Below are 1,015 nucleotides of genomic sequence, written 5' to 3' on the forward strand. Positions count from 1 at the left end.
GTTACCACGTTGTCTCTAGTAACTGTTTCATGTTTATGCTTCAAATGAATTGTTACCACGTTACTTTCGTCTGTACCATCTTCTGGGAAGGTGTAATCCGTTGGATTTCCTGCTACTTCCTCATAATTTTCTGGTACTTCTGGGGTAACCTTTACGGTTTCTCCTGTCTTGCCAGATATATCGCCTTGCTTGACTTCTTGTCCACCGTTGTCATCATCCACATATACTACTCGACCGGTTTGTTCATTTGCCTTATATACTACAGTTTCTGTGTAATCTTTAGTATCAAATGTTACTGTTTCACTTGGAACAACAGCTTTATCTGGTGTGTAGCCTACTTTTTCTGGTGTCTTCACTTCGTCGAAGCTTTGACTTGGGACATTTGTATTCCAAGTTACTTGGTTTGTTACTAGATCTCTGTCGCCGGTTTGAGTGAATGTTAGGCTTTGACTCTTGGTATCTAGTAAATTACCTTTTTCATCTCGGTACTCTATTGTTCTTGTTACCACGTTGTCTCTAGTAACTGTTTCATGTTTATGCTTCAAATGAATTGTTACCACGTTACTTTCGTCTGTACCATCTTCTGGGAAGGTGTAATCCGTTTGATTCCCTGCTACTTCCTCATAATTCTCTGGTACTTCTGGGGTAACCTTTACGGTTTCTCCTGTCTTGCCAGATATGCTACCTTGCTTGACTTCTTGTCCACCCTTGTCATCATCCACATATACTACTCGACCGGTTTGTTCATTTGCCTTATATACTACAGTTTCTGTGTAATCTTTAGTATCAAATGTTACTGTTTCACTTGGAACAACAGCTTTATCTGGAGTGTAGCCTACTTTTTCTTGTGTCTTCACTTCATCGAAGCTTTGACTTGGAACATCTGTGCTCCAAGTTTCTTTGCCTGTTACTAGATCTTTTTTGCCTGGTTGAGTGAACGTTAGACTTTGACTCTTGGTATCTAGTAGATTACCTTTTTCATCTCGGTACTCTATTGTTCTTGTTACCACGTTGT

At 39.8% G+C, this 1,015-nt stretch carries 1 protein-coding gene; it reads right to left on the minus strand.

Annotated elements, in window-relative coordinates:
• Positions 1 to 1,015: mucin-binding protein (locus OZJ21_RS03600; protein WP_442916304.1), on the minus strand; the 1,015-nt coding region annotated here is incomplete at both ends.

This window comes from Ligilactobacillus sp. UO.C109 (assembly GCF_026847815.1).
Taxonomy (GTDB): Bacteria; Bacillota; Bacilli; order Lactobacillales; family Lactobacillaceae; genus Ligilactobacillus; species Ligilactobacillus salivarius.